General features: G+C 43.3%; 22 protein-coding genes. 16 read left to right on the top strand and 6 right to left on the bottom strand.

Annotation, left to right across the window (positions count from 1 at the left end; translation table 11 throughout):
- Positions 1-126: 126 nt before the first annotated feature.
- On the bottom strand, positions 127-1941 hold the full coding sequence (locus D1814_RS01780) for an ABC transporter transmembrane domain-containing protein (protein WP_118489823.1): 1815 nt from the start codon (positions 1939-1941) through the stop codon (positions 127-129).
- 260 nt (positions 1942-2201) lie between these two features.
- Here D1814_RS01780 and D1814_RS01775 point away from each other — a divergent pair, with 260 nt between their 5' ends.
- The gene (locus D1814_RS01775; protein ID WP_118489822.1) at positions 2202-2876 is read left to right on the top strand and encodes a DsbA family protein; all 675 of its coding nucleotides are present in this window, start codon (positions 2202-2204) and stop codon (positions 2874-2876) included.
- Positions 2877-2901: 25 nt separating this feature from the next.
- On the opposite strand, the gene D1814_RS01770 is transcribed toward D1814_RS01775, so the two are convergent.
- Complete coding sequence (locus D1814_RS01770; RefSeq protein WP_118489821.1) at positions 2902-3396, bottom strand: hypothetical protein; 495 nt, start codon at positions 3394-3396, stop codon at positions 2902-2904.
- 388 nt (positions 3397-3784) lie between these two features.
- Between D1814_RS01770 and rpsP the strand changes: the two genes are divergently transcribed.
- From rpsP to D1814_RS01745, 5 genes are all read left to right on the top strand, one after another.
- Positions 3785-4036, top strand: a complete 252-nt coding sequence (rpsP, locus tag D1814_RS01765; RefSeq protein ID WP_105931878.1) for a 30S ribosomal protein S16 — start codon at positions 3785-3787, stop codon at positions 4034-4036.
- Between the two features lie 23 nt (positions 4037-4059).
- The gene (gene rimM / locus D1814_RS01760; RefSeq protein ID WP_118489820.1) at positions 4060-4581 is read left to right on the top strand and encodes a ribosome maturation factor RimM; all 522 of its coding nucleotides are present in this window, start codon (positions 4060-4062) and stop codon (positions 4579-4581) included.
- On the top strand, positions 4582-5343 hold the full coding sequence (gene trmD, locus D1814_RS01755; RefSeq protein WP_118489819.1) for a tRNA (guanosine(37)-N1)-methyltransferase TrmD: 762 nt from the start codon (positions 4582-4584) through the stop codon (positions 5341-5343).
- An 18-nt stretch (positions 5344-5361) separates the two neighbouring features.
- Positions 5362-5721 carry a 50S ribosomal protein L19 gene (rplS, locus tag D1814_RS01750; RefSeq protein ID WP_024015986.1) on the top strand — a complete coding sequence of 120 codons (360 nt, stop codon included), beginning with the start codon at positions 5362-5364 and terminating at the stop codon, positions 5719-5721.
- A gap of 129 nt (positions 5722-5850) precedes the next feature.
- Positions 5851-6501: a trimeric intracellular cation channel family protein gene (locus D1814_RS01745; protein ID WP_118489818.1), complete on the top strand. Its 651-nt coding sequence runs from the start codon at positions 5851-5853 to the stop codon at positions 6499-6501.
- Between the two features lie 87 nt (positions 6502-6588).
- Here the strand turns inward: D1814_RS01745 and D1814_RS01740 are convergent, their stop codons facing one another.
- Positions 6589-7305 (bottom strand): enoyl-CoA hydratase/isomerase family protein, encoded by a 717-nt coding sequence (locus D1814_RS01740; protein ID WP_118489817.1) that lies wholly within the window; start codon positions 7303-7305, stop codon positions 6589-6591.
- Positions 7306-7939: 634 nt separating this feature from the next.
- On the opposite strand from D1814_RS01740, the gene D1814_RS01730 reads away from it, so the two are divergent.
- Complete coding sequence (locus D1814_RS01730; RefSeq protein ID WP_118489815.1) at positions 7940-9028, top strand: 3-deoxy-7-phosphoheptulonate synthase; 1089 nt, start codon at positions 7940-7942, stop codon at positions 9026-9028.
- Between the two features lie 74 nt (positions 9029-9102).
- A complete protein-coding gene (gene tyrA, locus D1814_RS01725; RefSeq protein WP_118489814.1) occupies positions 9103-10257 on the top strand; it encodes a bifunctional chorismate mutase/prephenate dehydrogenase in 1155 nt (384 codons plus the stop codon).
- Between the two features lie 49 nt (positions 10258-10306).
- On the opposite strand, the gene pheA is transcribed toward tyrA, so the two are convergent.
- The 3 genes from pheA to yciH all read right to left on the bottom strand — a co-directional run bounded on the left by pheA (position 10307) and on the right by yciH (position 12989).
- On the bottom strand, positions 10307-11488 hold the full coding sequence (pheA, locus tag D1814_RS01720) for a prephenate dehydratase (RefSeq protein WP_118489813.1): 1182 nt from the start codon (positions 11486-11488) through the stop codon (positions 10307-10309).
- Positions 11489-11794: 306 nt separating this feature from the next.
- A complete protein-coding gene (locus D1814_RS01715; RefSeq protein WP_118489812.1) occupies positions 11795-12595 on the bottom strand; it encodes a response regulator in 801 nt (266 codons plus the stop codon).
- Positions 12596-12656: 61 nt separating this feature from the next.
- Positions 12657-12989 carry a stress response translation initiation inhibitor YciH gene (gene yciH, locus D1814_RS01710; protein WP_118495279.1) on the bottom strand — a complete coding sequence of 111 codons (333 nt, stop codon included), beginning with the start codon at positions 12987-12989 and terminating at the stop codon, positions 12657-12659.
- A 170-nt stretch (positions 12990-13159) separates the two neighbouring features.
- On the opposite strand from yciH, the gene D1814_RS01705 reads away from it, so the two are divergent.
- From D1814_RS01705 to D1814_RS01670, 8 genes are all read left to right on the top strand, one after another.
- Complete coding sequence (locus D1814_RS01705; RefSeq protein ID WP_118489811.1) at positions 13160-13465, top strand: STAS domain-containing protein; 306 nt, start codon at positions 13160-13162, stop codon at positions 13463-13465.
- A gap of 19 nt (positions 13466-13484) precedes the next feature.
- Positions 13485-15161 (top strand): fused response regulator/phosphatase, encoded by a 1677-nt coding sequence (locus D1814_RS01700; protein WP_118489810.1) that lies wholly within the window; start codon positions 13485-13487, stop codon positions 15159-15161.
- A gap of 180 nt (positions 15162-15341) precedes the next feature.
- Positions 15342-15785, top strand: a complete 444-nt coding sequence (locus tag D1814_RS01695; RefSeq protein WP_118489809.1) for a tellurite resistance TerB family protein — start codon at positions 15342-15344, stop codon at positions 15783-15785.
- 163 nt (positions 15786-15948) lie between these two features.
- Positions 15949-18018 (top strand): putative bifunctional diguanylate cyclase/phosphodiesterase, encoded by a 2070-nt coding sequence (locus D1814_RS01690; protein ID WP_118489808.1) that lies wholly within the window; start codon positions 15949-15951, stop codon positions 18016-18018.
- Positions 18019-18319: 301 nt separating this feature from the next.
- Positions 18320-18601 (top strand): calcium-binding protein, encoded by a 282-nt coding sequence (locus D1814_RS01685; protein WP_232368953.1) that lies wholly within the window; start codon positions 18320-18322, stop codon positions 18599-18601.
- A gap of 62 nt (positions 18602-18663) precedes the next feature.
- The gene (locus D1814_RS01680; protein ID WP_118489807.1) at positions 18664-20061 is read left to right on the top strand and encodes a sensor histidine kinase; all 1398 of its coding nucleotides are present in this window, start codon (positions 18664-18666) and stop codon (positions 20059-20061) included.
- A gap of 1 nt (position 20062) precedes the next feature.
- Complete coding sequence (locus D1814_RS01675) at positions 20063-20647, top strand: hypothetical protein (protein ID WP_118489806.1); 585 nt, start codon at positions 20063-20065, stop codon at positions 20645-20647.
- A complete protein-coding gene (locus D1814_RS01670; RefSeq protein ID WP_118489805.1) occupies positions 20644-21984 on the top strand; it encodes a sigma 54-interacting transcriptional regulator in 1341 nt (446 codons plus the stop codon). The genes D1814_RS01675 and D1814_RS01670 overlap by 4 nt, the downstream gene beginning before the upstream one ends.
- The last annotated feature ends 19 nt before the right edge of the window (positions 21985-22003 follow it).

Here is a 22003-nt window from a genome sequence, read left to right as displayed (position 1 = left end):
TAGTTGAGTTTACTCTGCTCGTCGCTGTAGAGAGCGGTAAACCCTTTATTTTTGTATGACCAAAACGGATGTTTAATAGCCGATTGGTTAACCTAATTGTTTGTACCGTATAGCACCACAGGCGGTTCAGCTAAGCAATTGCAGTTCAGCGTATTCCCTGTACAGGGTATCGCTTTTCATCAAAGAGGCGTGATTGCCACTTCCCACAACCTGACCTTTATCCATGACCAGAATACGGTCTGCATGCTGTACTGTGGCTAGACGATGGGCAATGACAATGCTTGTTTTACCTACCATTAATCTATCTATGGCTTGCTGAACCATACGCTCACTCATGGCATCAAGGGCACTTGTTGCTTCATCAAGAAGTAAGATTGGTCGGTCGGCTAAAATAGCGCGCGCTATAGCGATACGCTGTTTTTGCCCACCAGAAAGCTTCACGCCCCTTTCGCCTAACTGGGTGCTATAACGTTCATCAAGGCTATCAATAAATTCGTGAGCAAAGGCTTGCTTCGCAGCATTTACGACGGCTTCATCTGTTGCTTCAGGACTGCCGTAACGAATGTTCTCCATTACAGTATCTGCAAACACCACGGGCTCTTGGGTTACTATCGCAATATGTCGCCTCAAGACATCAATGGGCATTTTATTAATAGGCGTTCCGTTAAACAGAATTTGCCCGCTACTTGGGTCGTAAAAACGCATTAGCAATTGAAAGAGGGTGGTTTTACCTGCACCACTCGCGCCAACTAAAGCAAGGCGTTCTCCGGCTTGTATATCAATGTTCAAGTTATCAAACAAAGGTTTACTATCTGGATATGCAAAGTTGACCTTGTCCAACTGAATTCTTGGGGCGGCCTTGGAAATTAAAACCTTATCATCAACCTCTCTGAGGTTAGATTCTACTGCGTGCTCAGGCTCGGTAATTTTCTTCGCCTCATCTGATACAGGTTTGATAGCTGACTCAGTAGTAAATAGTTCGTATAAACGTTCGCTTGCCCCCACACCACGCTGTACTTCGCCTATGACTTCACTAATTGTGGCTACACTGCCGCCAGCCATAACGGCATAGAAAAGAAAAGCTGAAAGCTCGCCGACCGTCATGGTTCCGTCGAGTACTTGCCTTGCACCTACCCACGCGATAAAAATTATAGCTGTCATGCTGATACACATAATGCAGCCAATTAACAATGAACGGTAATGGATACGCTTTTTGGCTACGTCCATAGCAAGCTCCACTTTTCTAGAAAAATGTAGGCGTTCGGCATTTTCAGCTGTGTAAGCTTGAACTGTCATTATTTCATGTAAACTTTCATCAATACGCGCGCCTAGATCTGCCACTTTGTCTTGGCTTGCTTTTGCATAACGACGAACTTGGGGCGCGAGTACTTTAATTGGAACGAGTACTGCCGGCACGGCAACAATTACACAAAATGTTAGCAGTGGGCTGGAAAAGGTCATTAACGCCAATGCACCTACGAAGGTGACAATAGAACGCAGCGTCATGGATAAACTCATTCCCACTACAGTTTGGATGATTGTTGTATCGCTGGTAAATCTAGATATTACTTCTCCAGTTCGAAGCTCTGCGAAAAATGACGGTGGCAGCGAGAGAAGATGCGCATATACTTGGTTTCTAATGTCAGCGCTAACCCGTTCACCGAGCCAAGTCATTAAGTAAAAGCGCGCATAAGTTGCCAAACAGGCGATGATGGTTATAGCAAGCACCATAACCGTAGCTTTGTTTAAGGTGTCGGCGGCATTTTCGATAAAGCCGCTATCTATCGCGTATTTAATGCCTTGTCCAAGCAAAAGCCATGCGATAGCTGCGGTAAAAAGGGCAATGACAGCGCCTACAACTCTCGTTTTATATTGAAGTAAATGTGAGCCAATCCACTGTAAGACTTGCTTTGTTGATACGGTTGGTAGCGGTGTCGTCAAAATTACCTCTTTGCGTGCATTACTTCTTTAAAGCGCTATCTTTAAAGCGCCATTTGACATTGATGATTGGATTATACGGTAAAGCGTGTACATTGGACGTAACCAATGCGACTACAGCGACAGTATTTACGCTGGGATGAGAATTTAGTGAAGCATTAAACGAGTAACGCAGTAAATTAATAAAGCTAAATTTATGTAGCGTTAACTTGAGTAAAGAATTAAGTGTTTTCGTTAGGCAGCGGCCAGCAAAGGTGACATTGATGGAAGAGAAGCGAACTTTATATTACGTGCACGACCCAATGTGCAGCTGGTGCTGGGCGTTTGTTCCCGCCTGGGAAAAAATACAAAGGGACTTGCCCAGTGATATTGAGGCTGTCTATTTACTTGGCGGTCTTGCACCAGATAGTAGCGTACCGATGCCTGAACAGATGAAGCTTACTATTGCTGGATACTGGAAAACTATTCAAGAACGAGTACCAGGCACCCAGTTTAATTACGATTTTTGGACGCAATGTCAGCCTCGTCGTTCAACCTATCCTTCTTGTCGCGCGGTTCTTGCGGCAAAAGCGCAGGCTAAAGATAGTGATGAAGCAAAAGTATTAGAGCAAGCAATGATCAAGGCAATTCAAGAAGGGTATTACTTGAACGCAAGAAACCCTTCGGATTTTGATACCTTGATAGCATTTGCTAAAGAAATAGGGCTTGATGCTAAGCGTTTTGAGTTAGAGCTTAATAGTGAAAGTACGATTGAGAAATTAAATGAAGAAATTCAGCTATCACGCAGCATCGGTGCACAAGGCTTTCCCAGCTTAATACTCAACTCGAACAAACTTGCTGAGGCAGAAGATTCAAAGTCACAAAAGCTGAAAAATGTACAGTGGCAAAACGTTCCTTACGACTACAACGACGCAAGTGTAACCCTGCGTCGTCTATAATCGTTATTGAAAAAAGCGAGTACTTTTAAACTGTGCCTTCCTTGCATTGTTCAAGGCGTAAATTTCCCACCGATTTTGGGTATTCAACACGGGTTGTAACGATGTCAGAAACTGGGACGCCAGAATCCGTTTCTTGGAGCCATACTTTCATATCGTGATGGTCACGAGATTGGTTGAGCGAGTAACGCTTGCCGCCTTCTAAGTTTACATCTAGCCTAACTATCGCCTCGCGAGTGGTACCATCAGGCAGGTCAGTGTTTACGACACTGGCTTGAACAAATAGAACATGCTCTCCCGGCTCAACATCCCGAAGAACTAACGCACCGTTAGGGCGTTGGTTAAAACACATCAACTTTACGTACTCTCGCTTATTGTCAAAGGCTTCTCCGCGGTTAGCGAAAAAGTCTATACGAGCTTCATTGGGTTGGACTTCTGCTTGTTGTGTGACCATATCTGTAGCGGATGAACACGCGAAAAGTGGAGCAATTGATGTAGCGAGTATGAGTGATGATAATTTCATTCGAATAATCCTTCTTCGTGATCCATTTACTGAAGCCTTTGATTAACAAATGCGCCAGAGAAAAACTAAAATCCAGTTAACTGCCATCCTTTAAACTGCATATGGCTTAAGTTTTTTATCCACACTAAATCCTAGTTCTACGTTAACAATACACCACCAGATGATATTTTAAAGAAACTTGCGAAAGATCATGCATGTGTATTTGCGTTCTTAGGCCATCACCTACTTACGGGAGCGATATTGAACTAAACAAAGGATAAATCAGGTTTTTACTTGCATTGAGTGGTGATATCCGTATAATTCGGCGGCCTTCCAATTGGCGTCTAATTTTTAGTCGTTGAATGAAGGCTTAAGTTAACGGTAACGCTACAACGAGTTTGAGGCATTTATGGTTACTATTCGTTTACAGCGTGGTGGCGCGAAAAAGCGTCCATTTTATCAACTAGTGGTGGCTGATAGCCGTCGTGCAAGAAACGGTCGTTTCATTGAAAACATCGGTTTCTTCAACCCAACTGCACAAGGTCAAGCGGAACGTCTTCGCGTAGATCTAGAGCGTGTAGATTACTGGGTTGGCGTAGGCGCGAGCTTATCAGATCGCGTTTCTAGCTTGGTAAAAGAAGCGAAAAAATCTGCAGCGTAAGCTGTTATTAACTGGTGGTATAGATGAGTCTAGCGTCTGACAAAGTGATTGTTGGCAAAATTGGCGCACCGTACGGTGTTAAAGGTTGGGTCAAAATCAACAGCTATACAGAAACGCCAGAAGGTATTTTCGAGTACACGCCTTGGTTTCTTGGCGAAGAAAGAGAATACCAAATTGACCAGTGGCGACCGCACGGTAAAAACCTCGTTGCAAAAATTGTGGGCGTTGATAGTCGAGATGATGCCGAGCGCATCAAAAACTTGGATATCAATATAAATGCTTCACAGCTGCCTGATTTAGGTGACGAAGGGGTTTATTGGCGTGAGCTCACCGGCATGAAAGTGGTAACAACGCAAGGTTACGACTTAGGTGTGGTGAAAGAAGTGTTTAATACAGGAGCGAACGACGTGATTCACGTTAAAGCGAACGTAGGTGATGCTTTTGGTCAAAAAGAAAGACTATTACCTTTTGTGTTCGACGAAGTCGTACAAGAGGTAGATAAAGAAGCGAAGGTCATTAAAGTTGACTGGGACCCGGGGTTTTAAGTGACACCGGAAAAGTGGTTTGGCGTTGTTAGCCTGTTTCCAGATATGTTTGCCCCTTTTACCCAACAGGGTGTGATAGGACGAGCTGTTAAGTTTGGAACGGTATCGGTTGACACCTTCAACCCCCGTGACTTTACACATGACCGCCATCGTACAGTAGACGACCGCCCCTACGGAGGCGGCCCCGGTATGCTGATGATGGTAAAACCGCTAACTGACGCGATACAAGCCGCCAAGCAAGTGGGCGGTGAAAAAAGTAAGGTGATCTACTTATCACCCCAAGGGAAACCCCTTGACCAAGCGGGCGTACAACGCCTTGCTAATATTGACCGCACAATTTTAATTTGCGGGCGATATGAAGGCATCGACGAGCGGGTAATCGAAAGCCATGTAGATGAAGAAGTGTCTATTGGTGATTACGTGTTAAGCGGCGGTGAACTACCTGCAATGGTCCTTATGGATGCCGTTGCTAGGCTTGTTCCCGGTGTGTTGGGGCATAAAGCTTCAGCAATCGAAGATTCTTTCACTGACGGTCTTTTGGATTGTCCGCATTATACGCGGCCCGAAATACTTGATGGTCAAAAGGTACCTGAGGTGTTGTTAAGTGGGGACCATGAAAAAATTAGGCAGTGGCGATTGATGCAGTCATTAGGTAGAACCTGGCAGCGTCGCCCTGAATTGTTAAATCACCTAGCTCTGACTGAGGAGCAACAACGTTTGCTTGATCAATATCAAGCACTGTTGCGGCAAGATGACAGTTAACTAGGACGAGAGGATATGATGAGCAAAGTCAGTCAAGATATCATCAAAAAAATCGAAGAAGCACAGCTAAAGACTGATGTTCCTGCGTTTGGTCCAGGTGACACAGTAGTTGTTAAAGTTCGCGTTACCGAAGGTGACAAAGAGCGTCTTCAGGCATATGAAGGTGTTGTTATCGCTAAGCGTAACCGTGGTCTGCACTCGTCTTTTACCGTGCGTAAAATTTCTAGCGGCGAAGGCGTTGAGCGTGTGTTCCAAACACACAGCCCGGCAGTTTCTTCAATTGAAGTTAAACGTCGCGGTGCGGTTCGTCGTGCTAAGCTTTACTATCTACGTGAGCGTTCAGGTAAATCTGCACGTATCAAAGAGAAGCTTAACTAAGATTACTAATCCTTGCGTTATTGTTAACTTCGAAAAAGCCCGCTTCAAGCGGGCTTTTTTGTGCCTGAAATTCGATCTTTTTCCTGTTCTATCCATTACATACATTAAGGTTTTTTAATAGAGAGCAGAATGACTTCTGAATATTTCATTGTGCTAGGCATTTTGGGTGTCGCGTTCTTCGCTATATCAGGCGCACTGTTGGGGCATGAGAAGAAAATTAACGGTTTCGGAATAGTGGTTGTGGGCGTTATGACGGCGCTCGGCGGAGGCACGCTAAGAGATTTACTTTTGGGAAAACCAATATTTTGGGTAGAAACATCCGAATACCTTTTAGCAACTTACAGTGCGATTATCGCTACTGTGTTATTAATACGCTATTTTCCGTCTCCTTCAAACTCTTATTTCATTTTGATTGATACAATAGGGCTCGCTATATTTAACGTAATAGGTATTGAAAAAGCCTTAATTAGCGGTACAGGGATGATTGTTGCTTTAACCATGGGGATGACCACAGGCATATTCGGTGGTTTAATGAGGGACGTGGTGTGCAGAGAGGTGCCTTATGTTATGCGTGGAGATATCTATGCGAGCGCTTGTTTTGCGGGAGGACTAACATATGCCGCGCTATTTGCAGTCGATATACCCTATATTTGGTGTATTTTGGGCTCAGTTGGTGTAACAGTTTTAATGCGGATAGCATCACTTCATTGGGGAGTGAATGTAGATTTGTTCAGAAAACGGACGTCAAAGCCTTCAAAAAAAAACACTAGTAGTAATTAAATTCCTCAATAGAAATTACTATGTAAAGCTGTGTTAACTTCTTGGTTCACACAGCTTTGTTAGATGTAATACCAGTCCGCTAGATAATTAAGCCATAAGAGAGAGGGCTTCAATAAGTGGCTTATTCTCGCTGTCTATAGTGTGAACAATATGTTTGTGCAGTCGCTTTTTGTGTTCGCCAAATATACCTCGCTTTTTATCAAAGGTTTTGGCGTAGTTCAGCGCACCCTCCAGCAAGCTTTCATGAGTATCGTATGCTTTCTCGACCACATGATCTTGTTCTAATTCCTTACCGGAAACACGTCTTCCTGAAAGCTTCATTTCGTTAAACCGATAATAAGGCATCGCTTTTTTAACAAACTCAATCATTCCCGGCAAAAAGGGAATAGATAAGTCTACCTCAGGGAAGCAGAAAAAGCCTTTGTCTGAGCGCATGAACCTAAAGTCGCAAGCACACGCCAAAATTGCTCCATTACCAAAGGCGTGGCCATTGATAGCCGCGATAACAGGGAGTGGGTAGAGGAGTAGGGTTTTAAATACATTGTCCATGTCATGCATGAACTGCTTAATTTCATCATTGCGCCCCGCTTTCATAGCCGGCATCAGCCAATCGGTATCAATACCTAAGCTAAAGCATTTCTCATCATTTGATGTGATCACCAGTGCTTTACAGCTTTCATTACTTTTAACATCATCTAAAGCTAAAAGCATCTCTTTTGCAAATACAGGGTTATGGCGGTTTTCACCATTTGTCATAGTCAACGTAGCTACGTTGCCAGTATAGGTGATAGTTAAATGTTGCATCGTGTTCTCGTTATTATTCCTTTGTGACAATCATACAAAACCTAGACAATGAATGAGAAATTTAGCTTATTTATGCCCGTTAATAACTCGAGCTACATAAATTTAAGGTACATAGATCTATGGTGCTCGAAGATGTGAATCACTAACGTAAGCACGCTTAGCTTCTTCGAGGATAAAAAGTGAAGCAAATATATATTAAATTTATTGCCACTCAATTGGGATTATCGGTGTTGATGTTTGCTGCCTGGAGCTTTTTTAGTGGCATCGAGAATGCAAGAGAGATGTTATTTCTAATAGCAGTCTTATCGAGTGCGATGGCTGGCGATGTACTTATGGGGGACGCTTACAAACTGGGCAAGCTAAGTTAAAAGGATTAAACCTCACTGCCGATTAAAATTTGAGCTTTAAATATGGGGCATTGCCATTTAGTCATGCTCATTTGCTTCGAATCTACCCTAGATTAAAGTATTATTCGTTATTGCTTGCGCGATTATGCTTAAGTTGTTAAAAAGTCAATGACGTTAAAGAAATATAGAAAAGCTGGTTGTATAATAAAGTTTACATGCAGATTACACACTCTTTTGGCGTTTAATTTTCCGTTTTTATTTGTAGTTAAGAGAGTAAGAGAGCTCCCATGATCAAGGACACCGTAAATAATGTTCACGTAAGTACAGAAGATGTACTTATTACCCCAGAAGCGCTTAGTGCTGAATTGCCTGTGTCAGACAAAGCGTTAGCGGCGATATCAGAGTCGAGAAAAATCGTATCAGATATCATTCATCGCCGTGATCACAGATTACTTGTTGTGTGTGGTCCCTGTTCTATACACGATATTGAAGCAGCCAAAGAGTATGCGCTTAAGCTTAAAGAGCTTCATGAGTCATGCAAAGATACGCTGTTTATCGTTATGCGTGTGTACTTCGAAAAGCCGCGTACTACAACAGGCTGGAAAGGCCTAATTAACGACCCTCATATTGATGGGACGTTTGATATTGAAACGGGTCTTCGCAAAGCAAGAGAGCTTCTAATTTGGTTAGCTGAGCTGGAATTGCCTGTTGCTACAGAAGCACTAGATCCAATAAGCCCTCAATACCTTGCTGAACTATTTAGTTGGGCGGCTATTGGTGCGCGCACCTCTGAGTCACAAACACACCGAGAAATGGCCAGTGGCCTGTCGATGCCAGTGGGCTTTAAAAATGGTACAGATGGAAGCCTAGATATTGCAATTAATGCGCTTAAATCTGCCGCCTCAGGCCATCGCTTTATGGGAATCAACAAGCAGGGGCAGGTAAGTATTATCGGTACCAGTGGTAACCCTGACGGCCATATCATTCTGCGCGGCGGTAAGCAGCCAAATTACGATTCGGTATGTGTATCAGAATGCGAAATTGAGCTTCAGGATGCTGGATTGACTGCGGGGCTAGTGGTTGACTGTAGCCATGCAAATTCTTCAAAAGATTACCGTCGCCAGCCGTTAGTTGCGCAGAACGTGGTAAATCAAATCCTGGAAGGTAATCAGTCTATTATTGGCGTTATGCTGGAAAGTCATTTGAAGCCCGGTAACCAAAAAGCGGAAGGTAAGAAGCCCGAAGAACTAGAGTACGGAGTTTCAATTACAGACGGTTGTATCGATTGGGAAACAACAGAAAACTTAATCTCTCAAACCAGAGATAAATTAATAACTGTGTTACCCTTACGCCAAAATAAGCGCACGGTGGCCTAATAAAAAGTGACGCCTAATGGGCAATATAAAATTGCCCATAAGCCCCGTGCCATTTGATTCAAGGATAAGACAGAATGGCCGATTTATCGCAGCACTTAAAACAGTTAGATACGCTGCGAGAAGGTATCGACGAGCTGGATTCCCAGCTTGTCGAGTTACTCGCAAAACGCAATCAAATCACAACCCAAGTCGGCCAGATTAAGGCTGAAGCAGGCATGCCTGTTTATGTACCTGAACGTGAAAAAGCGTTGATTGCATCACGCCGCGCTCAGGCCGAGGCACTAGGGGTTTCTCCCGAGCTCACAGAAGACTTATTACGACGCGTAATGCGAGAGTCTTATCACACGCAAAATAACAAGTATCGATGCGTAAAACCCGATACTGACAACGTCGTAGTAATTGGTGGTGCTGGTGCACTTGGTCGCGTGTTTGTCAGTTTATTTGAACGAAGCAACTATAAAGTTTCGGTGGTTGAAAAAGACGATTGGGAAAGTGGTAGAGCGGCATCGATGCTTAGCTGTGCTTCACTCGTTGTTGTTGCTGTACCTATAAACTTAACAGAAGCCGTGATCAGCAAATTAACTATGCTGCCAAAAGATTGCGTGCTCGCAGATATAACGAGTATTAAAGCTAAGCCTTTAGAGGCGATGCTTGCCGTGCATAGCGGTCCTGTTGTTGGATTGCACCCTATGTTTGGCCCTGATGCGCCAGGCATGATCAAACAAGTCGTTGTAGTATGTGATGGACGCCATAGTGAAAAATACAGTTGGCTGATTGAGCAAATGCGAATTTGGGGGGCCACGATTCATGACTCAAGTGCACAAGAGCACGATCAAGCTATGGCGTATATTCAGGTCATGCGTCACTTCAACACTTTTGTGTACGGGCAACATTTGAAAGGTGAAGATCCTAACCTTGAATCCCTGACCATGTTTAGCTCGCCTATTTATCGATTAGAGCTAGCAATGGTTGGAAGACTGTTTGCACAGTCTCCGCAGCTTTATGCTGATATTATCTTTAATAACCCCGACAATTTTGCACTGCTACGCCGTTTTTACGAACGTTTTGGAATTGCATTGTCATTACTTGAGAGTGGCGATAAAAAAGGGTTTGTCGAGCAGTTTATGAGAGTCGGTGCTTGGTTTGGAGACTACGCGAAGAAGTGCTTGGTAGATAGTAAACAAATGCTATTAAAGGCAGATGACGGTCAGCTTCTAAGAGATAAGTAAACCAAACGAATGAATAAGAAGGCGAGCCAGTGAGCTCGCCTTTTTCGCGTTAGTCAGTCAGTGCACTTGCTGCTGCCACTTTGGTAGGGCTAATTTCCTCACTTGGGTAACATCCCAATACTTTGATGTAGCGCGTAATACCACGCAGAGCATCAAGGGCATTTTGTACAGGGCCGTCTTCTACGTTGCCTTCCACATCAATGTAAAACATTTCTTCCCAAGGGTTACCCGGAATTGGGCGAGATTCAAGCTTAGTCATGTTAATGCTGTTTTCTCGAAGCACAAGTAGCGCTTCAACAAGAGCCCCCGGCTTTTGAATAGTAGACATTACAAGGGTTGTTTTAGCTGGCACTTGTAACGGCACTACCACTGGATTGCGTGCCACAACAATAAAGCGACTGTGGTTTTCTTTTTGATTCGCTAAGTTACTCTTAATTGCCATAAGGCCGTATAGATTGCCGCCAGCTTCGCTTCCAATAGCAGCTACGTCGTCGCGCTGAAGTTCGCTAACTGTCAACATAGCTGAGCTTGTGCTGTCCATGGTTTTTACTTCAATGTTACCGAGTTCTGCTAAGAAGTGGCTGCATTGGGTGAACACCTGTGGATGCGCATAAAGCGTTTTAATCTTATCTATACTGGTGTTAGTTCCCACCAACAATGTATGTCGAATAGGGTGGGTAAGCTCGCCAATAATACTTAGCTGAGTATGCTGCAGCTGATCGTACACTTCATTGATACTGCCCGAAGTTGTATTTTCAATAGGCAGAACCGCGTAATCAGCTTCTGTACTTTCAACTTTGTGAATGATTTCAGCAAAGCTCTGGCAGCCTATTTCAAGTAATTCCCCAGGTCTACGCGAGAAATACTTCTGCGTAGCTAAATATGAGTAAGAGCCTTTGTCGCCTAAAAACGCCACGCGGTTTAACGGCAGTGTGCTGCCTGGGTTGGCGCGCTCTGCAAGCATAGCTTGTTGGTTTAAAACAGAGTCTTCGATAATAACGTGAAAGATCTGTGTTACATAATGAGGGTCTAAACCGATATTTTGCCCTTCTTTTATTAGGCGAACTAACAGCTGTTCTTCGCGCTTTTGATCTCTCACTGGGATGTGATGCTTTATTTTCGTCTCAGCAACTTCGTTGGTTAATTTTCTGCGTTCTGAGAGTAGTGTAAGTAATTCACTGTCTAAAGCGGTAATGCGCTCTCTAACAGTATCTAATGCATTGTCTGACATAGGGTTCCCGTGCGAGTCGTATAAAAATGTTGCTAAAAAAAAACCTCCCTGGAGGGAGGTTTTCATGCATGTAGCTGCGCCTCCCTAATTAAAGGATGTAAACGCAAAAAAGAAAAATGCTACGTGCTTTATATTCTGTTTCATAATGATGAATGTATGTTGAAGCCCTATTTGTGTCAACTCATTTTTACAAAATGTATAGTCGTTTTTGATATGAGGGTCTTGAAAAAGAAATAAAAATAAGTTTGCCGCAAGTCGAGAGCCTTTCGCGATATGCGGCTATAGTTTAGAAAGGCTTTAAAAAAGCTAGTTACCTAAAAGTGCAGAGAGCATTTGGCGTACTTCATTTGGCTCAAATGGCTTATCGCACAACGCATTTACCCCAGTTTGCTGAATGTTTGCCATGTGGGCGCTATCTGCCGATTCAGACGTCACCATAATAATAGGAATGTGGGTGGTTTCTGGATTAAAACGAATGAACTCAGACAATTCTCGACCATCCATTTCCGGCATATTGTAATCAGTCACAACGAGATCGAAAGCTTGGTCTTTTATCAAAGTAAGTGCAGCGGCACCATTTTCTGCCTCTTGAATTCGCTGTAGCCCCATACCTTCAAGCACGCGTCTAATATGATTTCGTGCAAGTTTGCTGTCATCAACCAGCAGCACTCGAACATCGTGTACGTCGAATAAATCGAGTTCTAATTCGTCGTGGTTTATAAGGTCAAGGCTTGCGTTTAGCGCTCGCGACAAGTGAAGAGGCTCAAACGGTTTGGGAAGAATAGCGGCAACACCGGCTTGTTTAAATTCTTCTAACTTGCTCAATCGATTTTCGCTAGATACCAACATAAATGGAATGCTCTTAAATTCATCATCTTCTTTGATGAATTTAAGAAGTTCTAATGCAGTTCCATCTTCATAGTACATTGCGCTAACAATTAAATCGGCGCCATGTGCTTTAACTGCAGAACGGGCTTCGGAAAGGGTACTGACGGGGTCAATTTCCTTAACGTTTTCTTTTAACAGCAACGTAGTAATAATTTTTCGTTGTGTATCAGAAGGCTCAACCAAAATAATGTGTAAATCAGAAATTGACAGCTTTTCCATTTCAGACTCTTTTTGTTATATGTTTATGAAAAAGTGAGAGCGAACCAGTAGTTTTGTATCGCTAACTACCAGCAAGCTTAACTTTGTACCCTTTGTCGGTAAGTAGCGAGCGCAGCTTTTCTCTGTCATCAGTTTGAACTTCAATGACTCCCTCTTTTACTGCCCCACCGCAACCGCATTTCTTTTTTAATTCTGAGCCTAATTTCTTTAGTTCATCTGAAGGGAGATCTAGCCCTTTGATTAACGACACGCCTTTCCCTTTGCGACCCTTTGTTTCTCGATGAATTCGCACTACGCCGTCAGTGGAAACTGAACGTTGCTCAGCTTTTTGCTCAGGCTTTATTTTGCCGCTCTGTGTACTGTAAACCAAAAGAGCGTCTTGCCAATCTTGCATAAATACCTCAATAAATTCTGTAAAACCATCTTTAATACACAAAACAAAGTGTAATCATACGAAAGTTTAATTAGCCTTCGATGGCGATGTAGAAAAGTTCAACTAAACTAAGAATAGCAAAGATAAAAGCAACTATTGAAGCATTTCTGCTGACATTTTAAGGAAAGCATATGGAAATAACGTCGAACTATCAGAATCAAGGGAAAGTGTTAGTTATCGATGTAGGTACAAAGTTCGACTTCAGTAAAGTGGAGGACTTTAGAAACGCCTACAGTGAACTTAATAATGAAGTCAGTCATATCACTGTCGACCTTTCTCGTACAGAGTATATGGATAGCTCAGCCTTAGGCATGTTGCTAAATATGCAAAAAACGCTTGCCGAAAGAACGCTTACCTACAGCATCGAAAATGCCCGACCGCAAGTGGCTAAGATCCTCAAAATATCCCGGTTCGACAAGAAGTTCGACATTAAATAGCCTGTAAAGGACCCCTTTCTTGAAAATCCTTATTGTCGATGACGAGGCTATCAACCGTACTTTATTGACTAACATGCTTTATAACGCAGGCTATAAAAAATGCGTAGAAGCCGTCAATGGCATAGAGGCGATTGAAAAGTTCACTGAAGAGCAGCCAGATCTCGTGCTGCTTGATGTGGTTATGCCGGGCCTGTCAGGCTTTGATGTTGCGCCTAAAATTCGACAACTCGCAAAAGGCCCTTATCTTCCAATTCTTTTTATCACTGCTTTAGAAGATAAAGACAGTTTAGTACGTTGTTTGGAAGTAGGGGGCAATGATTTTGCAACTAAACCCTTCGACCGTCATATCTTAATTGCAAAAATTCGAGCGCATTTAAAAATACGCGCGCTCAGTGAATACGTTGAAGAACAAAACAAGACACTGCGACTCTTTAACCAACGGGTTGCTCGCGAGCACTCCATCGTAGAACATATATTCAGCCATGCCATCGTTAATCGCCCAGAAGTGCAGGCGCACTTCAATTGTTTCCTCAAACCTGCTGAAACCTTTAACGGCGACTTATTTCTGTGTGAAGCGAGCCCAAGCGGTGGCATTTATTTCATTGTAGGAGATTTTACCGGTCATGGTCTTGCCTCGGCCATTGGAGCGCTGCCTGTGACGCGTGCGTTTCAGGAGTTAACGCAGCAAGGCGTCTCTGTATCTGAAATTGTTAGTGAACTAAATCAAATACTCATCAGGTTTTTGCCCAGTGACATGTTTATGGCGGCAGTTATCGGTGAAATTAATGCTCAAGGGAATCGTATAAATCTATGGCAAGGCGGGATGCCTGCAGTGATTATCCCTGCTAAAACGAATATGTTGCTGCGGAAATTCTCTTCTCGCCACATGGCTTTGGGTATTTTGGAAGAGCATGAGCTAAACACGGATACTGACACGATTAATTTAGGGCATAACGAGCAGTTGGTTGTATGCAGTGACGGGCTTATAGAAATTTCCAATGACGACGGAGATATGCTGTTAGAAGACGGGTTAGTTGACATAATAAAAGAGCAAATGACAGAGAAGGGGGCTATTAATGCAAAGTCTTTATTTGACCGCGCCAACGCACACTGTGCGACATCTACATTTCATGATGATGTGACCCTGGTTGTATTTACTTCAAAACCAATAAAGATGGCGTTACACAGCCAAGTCGAAAGTAGTTTTCCCTCAGTACATGAAGTTGTTCTTGAGGCAAAACATCTTAAAGAACCCGATGTTCTGCCTCGTGTACTTCAATTAACCGGGCAGTGTGAGGGAATTCAAGGTATCCGCTCAATTGTGTACACGGTTTTATCAGAATTATTTAATAATGCACTTGAGCACGGTATTCTGAATTTAAACTCAAAGCTGAAGCGTGATAGCAGGGGCTTTCAACAGTATTACGAAAACCGTGAAGCGTCATTAAGAGTGTTGGAACACGGGCGAATTATCATAAGAGTCGAGTCCTTACCCATGAAAGGTAAAGTGCTGATCTCGGTTGAGGATAGTGGACAAGGGTTTCAATGGGAAGATAAAACCTATTTAGCAAGAACTCGCTCATCTAATGATGAGTGTCACGGTCGAGGCATTCCCCTTATCACCGCACTCTGCGAGAGAGTATGGTTTGAAAATAACGGAAGCAAAGTCCTTTGTCTGTTAAGCACTCAACATTAGCCAAAGGCTAGTCATGCCTTTTTAGCTTTGTTAACGTGGTCTATATAACCTTCCCCCCCCTAGAGTTATCCAAGGAATTAAGCAACTAATCGAAATCTCCTTCCACTCAGTATGAATTAGCTAAATACTCAGTTTCCTTTAGTAAAAACTGTGTTGCCATAACTTTAAACCTGAGGGCTTATGCTGAAATCATTTCTTAAACTCTTTGAAGAGTCTCACAAAAAAGAGGAACCTGCCTATACCATCGAACTTGCCACGGCTGCCTTACTTAGCGAATTGGTTAACGCAGATAATCAGGTAACCGATACGGAAAAAGAAGAATATGAAAAGCAGCTTAAACGTTTGGTAAATGTCGATGATGAAGCTATAGAGCTTTTGCTAAAGCGAGGGCATCAAACAGCGGATGATGCAGTAGACCTTGTTCACTTTACTCAAGTTCTCAATAAACATTATTCTGCAGAGGAAAAAGTTAGCGTAATTAAAAGCCTTTGGGTTATCGCGTACGCTGATAAATCATTAGCGCCACTTGAAGAAAGTACGATAAGACAAATCGCAGATTTGCTGTATGTTCCTCACAGCCAATTCATTAAAACAAAGCTTGAAGTTGTTGAAGGCTCGAAATAATCAACGTTTAATGCGGTGAAATTATTACCTTTAAAAATCCATTTTTAATTTTTTAGTCCGTGACATACTATTGCAGTCAAAATAATAAAAAAGTGGCTGTGTTAAGGAGGTCGTCAACCTTGCATGTACCGCTTTAAACAAAGTAGTAGGCAAGGACACATAAGTGTTAAAAACATTGAAAATTCCCATTGGGATTGCCGTGGCCCTATCCACCGCAGTCTTAATCACTTCAATCGCTATGGTTAATAAATTAGACAATAGCGAGTCTGTAGTTGAGGTGGTAAAAAACAACACCGCCGCTTTAAGTAATTCGCTTGCGCTACAACTATCAGTGATAATGGAAAGAAACCCTGGAAACGATGCGTTACTTTCTACGCTGTTTCAACCCATAAAAGAATATGAGCATCTTATATCTGCAGCCTTTTACGACAATAACTATAGCGTTATTTCTTCATTTCAACCCGAAAGAGTGCTCGAAATAAGCGACCCAGCGGTGCCCAAAACTCCACAAAGTGTTCCTTTTGGTATGAACCAATACGAGGGGGTCATTGTGGCCCACCAAATTGTTGGCAGTAGCCTTTATCCCCTAGGGCACATTGTTATTTATGCCGACATCGACAACGTTCAAACAACAAATAGTGCTCGGCAGTTTTTAGAACAATTACCTGTTTTTCTGGCACTTTGGCTATTGTGTACTGGCGTATGTATTTTCATAGTATCCCGATTAATTTCACCTTTGGCCTCGTTAAGGCGGTTTACACAAGACGTGTTTGAAACCAAAGATTACGCGCTAAGAAGCTCGATAAATTCTTCTAACGAGATAGGCAGGATAGCCACCAATATTAATAGCCTGTTAGATGCAATCGAAGTTGAGTTACTTGTGAACTTTGAACAAAAAGAAACCTTGGTAGATCAGCAAGAGACAATGTCTCGCCTTGCAAATTTTGATAGTTTGACAGGGTTACCTAACAGGCAGTTTGTTCTTGATAATCTGAGACTGGAATTAGCCCGAGCAAAGAGAAATGACGAAGATTTATTGCTGTTATTTTTCGACTTGGACGGCTTTAAAGGAATAAATGATTCGCTAGGACACGAAACTGGCGACCTTATTTTGATAGAAGTTGCAGATAGGGTGCAGTGTTTACTCAGAGACGGTGATTTGTTTGCTCGGTTAGGTGGGGACGAGTTTTTAGTTCTACCAGATAGAGATGCATCGGCAGATCAAGCAAAGCGTTTAGCAATGCGGTTAATTACAGCGTTCGACGAGCCCTTTGAACTTAGAGGGCTCTCACTTACCGTGGGGTTGAGTGTCGGCGTAGCTACAGCTTCTGATGCAGGATATGACCTAAGTGAGCTTATGAGTAACGCTGACTTAGCCATGTATCGTTCAAAGGCAAGGGGAAGGGGAAGCTACACATTATTTACGCCGGATATGGTGGAATCTCACAAGCGTAAACTGCATCTAGCCAATGGTATTGAACAAGGTATATCCAACGATGAGTTTGTCGTTTACTACCAGGTTAAAGTAAACAACAACGGGAACGTAATTGGTGCTGAAGCCTTGATTCGTTGGCAACATCCTGAGTTTGGCCTTGTTATGCCGAACGAGTTTATTCCTATTGCAGAGCAAGGCGGGAAGATCACCGCTATTACGCAATGGGTCATCAAGCAAGTGTGCATGGATATGCCCGACCTTACACGCTGGGCAAAGGGGGATTTCAGAGCCTCTATTAATCTATCGGGCCATGATTTAAGAAGTAATCAACTGTTCGATCATATTTACAATACGTTTACGCTTTATGACGTGAACCCAGAGAATATTGAATTTGAAGTTACCGAAAGTGCTTATCTTGAAAATTTCTCGCTTTCCAATAAGTTTTTCAGGCGCATTAGTAATATGGGATGTGCTATCGCTCTTGACGATTTTGGTACGGGTTATTCGTCTTTGAGTTACCTCACTCAAATCAATATTGATACCCTCAAAGTAGACAGGCAGTTTGTGACTGAACTCCAATCGTCAGAACGAAGCCGACTAGTAACAGGCGCTATTATCGATTTGGCAAAACGCCTATCACTTTCAGTTTGCGCTGAGGGGATAGAAAACCTTGACCAATGGCATTATCTAATAGAGCACGGCTGTGACAACGTTCAGGGGTTCATGTTTAGTAAACCTATTCCCATCAATGACCTTGTCGCTTCTCCCTACCAGTATAAAACTGGACAATTCGTGTAAAACTATAAAAGTATGCCGGCAATATTGGCGACATACGTTCATGACCAGTGTTTCTTTATTGCAACACCCGCCCTTTAATTACAGGCAAGGGGCAGATGGGGGGTGGCTTAAGTTATTGTTATAAATATTAATATTTCTTTTGGTCTGAAAATGGCATAGGAAGTTTAAATGCATTAAACATAGTGGTTAATTGAAGACTAATGGTAATATCCACATCACTGATTGCAAAATGGCGGTAACCAACAGAGATTAGCAATTGGCGAATTGAGAAGGATTTTAAAAAGCGTTTAGCGGAGGATTCATGATGAAACGTCTCGAAAAAGTTTTCTTAGCACTTTGTGCCGTTACTGCGGTACAAGCCGTTGCAGTAGCCGACGCGCATGCTACACCAGCGCGCACGCTAATGCAGAAATTAGACACAGACAAAGATGGTCTTATATCACTTAAAGAAGCAGTAAGACATACAGAACTACTGCGAAACTTTGGGCTGATTGACGACAATGAAGACGGTAAGCTTTCAGAAGCCGAGTTGGCAAAGAGCAAGCTTACGCCAGGTAACAAAAAGCTCACCGCGAGTGAGTAGATAAGAATATCAACATCTATGAGGGTAGGGTTCTGATAAACAAGGTATCGTTTGGTGAGCGCTTGGTACAACTTGGTTCACTAAGGCAGTTAACATTAGGAAGTTTTGTACTGGCCCTTATTCCTCTTATTGCGCTTCTTTGGCAAAGCCAAAGCGACTTGGCCAAGGTAGGTCAAATGACTACCCTAGAAACACGCTTTGTGGTCGATGTTGTAAGTGATATGCAACGTCTGGACAATGCAGTGGTCGATGTTGAGCGCAGTATCAGACAGTTTGCCGTTTTACGTAACGACCGGGTGGCGCAGCTCTCTGATAATGCCATAGACCAATTTGCTGTGGCGGCCGATAACTTATGCCAGGCGCTTTCCGTGCCGACAACCTGTTCCCGTTTATCTGAGCAGCTTAATCAACTCGCCGAATATCGTGCCATTGAAGATCAGCTGCTGCTTAATGCGTATCTAGCATCAGTAGGAGATAGTGTTGACCAACTGCGGGACGATGTAGAAGCGGCCATCACAGAGCGGGTTAAAGTACAACAAGACGACTTAAACGCCATGCAGGCAAAACAGGCATGGTCCACCGCAATGCTGGTTAGCGTGTCGTTACTTCTGATATTGATGGGTAGCCAACTGATTGTAAATCCCGTTAATAACCTCAAAAAAATTATTCGGATCATGGCACATAGCGATGGTCAGCTTCCCCCACTGTCTAAACAGGCACCTAGAGAACTTATTGATGTAGAGAAAGATTTGCACTGGCTTTACGATCGACTACAGCAGCTAGAGCACATCAGAACCGCTCTATTGAGGCATGCCGCCCACGAACTAAAAACACCCTTAGCAAGCATTAAAGAAGGCTGTAGTTTGTTGTCAGAAAACGTGGTAGGTGAATTAAATAACGCTCAACGAGAAGTTCTGTCATTACTTACTGCAAGTACCCAGCGTCTCAATACTCTGGTTGAAAAACTACTCGACTATAATCTGCTACTACAACAAGCACAGCCTAAAATTGTTGAAAGTAATGCAAATAAATTAGTTGATGCCTGTTTAGAGGATTACGCCCTTGCCATTCAAGATAGAGAGGTAGACGTGAATATCTCCTCATCTTCAGTACATATAGACGAGGAATTATTTAGAAGAATACTTGATAACCTAGTGTCCAATGCTGTAGCACATGGAGCAGTTGGACGGCCGATAAATATTAGCCTTTATAACGAAAATGATAGCCTTGTACTGGACGTCGCCAACCGAGGAAAGCGCATAGCGCCAGAATCAGTACACACGCTGTTTGAACCTTTTATCCGCGGGACCGAGCCAAGAAACGACAATGTTATCGGAACGGGGTTAGGATTATCAATTGTTGCCGATTGCGCTCGACTAATGCATGGTGATGTAAAAGTGGTAGATGTAGACTATGCCGATGTTTGCTTTAGAGTGACCATTCCGCAACAGGAAAAATAAAATGAGAATAAGTGGTTTAATTGTTGCCTTACTGGTACTGACAGGATGTCAGAGTTTAACCAGAAACAGCAGCAACACGGGTGAGCCAGAAGAAGTGACACCTGTAACAGAAATAGAACGTGGTATCTGTTTGTTTAACGAGCCGCCCCCAGTTTTCGAACACAATTGTGATGCGGCTTATTGGCTTAATACGTGGATTGCAGCAGCCAACCAACCTTGGATGGAGCGTAAGCAGGCTTTAAAAGCATTAGGGGATTCAGCGTTTGACACCATCCATGCTTATATCTTAACGCTACCCACTGATACCCCTTATCAAGATAGGTTGCGCGCACAACTAGCATTAAATGATATCGCGGGCACATTCACGGCAGAAGCCCAAGAAGTAGTTAATGTTATTGCTGCTTCGCAAAACAACCAGATAATGCAGCTTGAGTCTGCAATGGTAGTGTTGGAACAAGAAAATACATCTCGTGGAGAGAAGGTTAAGGCGCTAGAACAAGAAGCCGTTAACCTGCGTAAAAAATTAGAAGAACTGTTGCAAATAGAAGCAACACTGATGGACAAAAACAGGAGTACACAACAGTGAGCGAGAAGGCGAGTAGTAACCCTAACTTATTGTTGGTTGATGATGATAAAAGTTTATTGCGCTTGTTGACTATTCGCCTTGAAGGCGAGGGGTACAATGTGACCGCAGTGGAAGACGGTCAATCGGCGCTGAGAAAACTTCAGAACGATAACTATGATGTTGTATTAAGCGATCTACGCATGCCGGGCTTAGACGGTTTAAGCCTATTTGAAGAGATAATGGGAATTAGAAAAGACATCCCCGTTATTTTAATGACGGCCCATGGCACTATTGCCGATGCGGTTGCTGCCACTCAGCGCGGTGTATTTGGTTTCCTACCAAAACCCGTTGATCACGATGAATTGCGCGCATTATTGCAAAAAGCATTGAGTCAATCTCAAGCTGCGCAGCCGGGGGATTGGGCAAAAAACATAATCACCCGTTCACCCGAAATGCTCAATGTCCTTGACCAAGCGTTTCGTATTGCCCAGCGCGAAGTATCTGTTCTTATCAGTGGCGCCAGCGGCACAGGTAAAGAACTGTTGGCGAACGCTATCCATAAAGCCAGTAACCGCAGCGATAAACCATTTGTAGCCATTAACTGTGGTGCGCTACCTGAAAACTTACTTGAATCTGAATTGTTTGGTCACGCAAAGGGCGCGTTTACTGGCGCTGTAGCAGCTCATCCTGGCTTATTTAGGGAAGCCGACGGTGGTACGCTATTTCTAGACGAAATTGGCGATATGCCAATGACACTTCAAGTTAAACTTCTTCGCGCATTACAAGAACGCCAGATTCGTCCGGTTGGCAGCAGTAAACACGTAGATATTGATGTACGTATTATTTCTGCCACGCACAAAGATTTGCATAAAGAAATGGAAGAGGGCACCTTCCGCGAAGACTTGTACTACCGCTTGAATGTAGTCAACCTTAAGCTTCCATCGCTGAAATCGCGTAGTGAGGACATTCCACTATTGGCTCGCTCGCTGCTTCAGCAAAGTGCACAGCGTCATGGTGTGAATGTAAGTCAGTTCTCTGACGATGCAATGCAGCAGTTAGTGACTTCATCTTGGCCGGGTAACGTACGTCAGCTTGTAAACGTGGTTGAGCAATGCGTAGCTTTAACGCAAACACCTGTCATCCCTCTACATTTAGTAGAACAAGCTCTTTCCGCTACTAAGCAGAGCTGGCCAACGCTCACAGAGGCTCGCGACGCCTTTGAACAGCAATATCTTCATAAGCTTCTTAAAATGACCGATGGCAATGTAACGCGCGCTGCTGAGCTTGCAGGTAGAAACCGAACGGACATGCACAAACTTATGAAAAAGCATGATTTAGACGCGGCTGATTTCAGATAAGGCAGTTTTAAATTGTGAC

It is taken from the genome of Alteromonas sp. BL110, assembly GCF_003443615.1.
In the GTDB taxonomy this organism is placed as follows: domain Bacteria; phylum Pseudomonadota; class Gammaproteobacteria; order Enterobacterales; family Alteromonadaceae; genus Alteromonas.
The sequence above is the reverse complement of the archived record's forward strand: the minus strand, read 5'-3'. Positions and strand labels throughout refer to the sequence as shown.